Here is a 293-nt window from a genome sequence, read left to right as displayed (position 1 = left end):
GTCTCGTAGCTCAGCTGGTTAGAGTACTACACTGATAATGTAGGGGTCGGCAGTTCGAGTCTGCCCGGGACTACAGGTTGCACCTGAGGCAATCTTTTATCTGTATTGAGTCACATCAATACTTATAGAGGGTTTACGGGTAAAACACGACTCGTATTTAGAGAAAGTGATTGTAAATCACGATTTTCGACTTACGAATCACGAAAAACACTTTTATTGAAAGGAAATTTTAGAGGTTGACTAACCCGAACACGTTTGGAAGACATACCTTCTAAATTCATTTGGGGGATTAG

Annotated in this window: 1 tRNA gene; it reads left to right on the top strand. The window is 41.0% G+C overall.

Annotation, left to right across the window (positions count from 1 at the left end):
- A tRNA-Ile gene (locus KO524_RS15250) sits at nt 1–73 on the top strand.
- Nucleotides 74–293 lie beyond the last annotated feature (220 nt).

It is taken from the genome of Flavobacterium sp. NKUCC04_CG (assembly GCF_019345525.1).
Taxonomy (GTDB): Bacteria; Bacteroidota; Bacteroidia; order Flavobacteriales; family Flavobacteriaceae; genus Flavobacterium.
The sequence above is the reverse complement of the archived record's forward strand: the minus strand, read 5'-3'. Positions and strand labels throughout refer to the sequence as shown.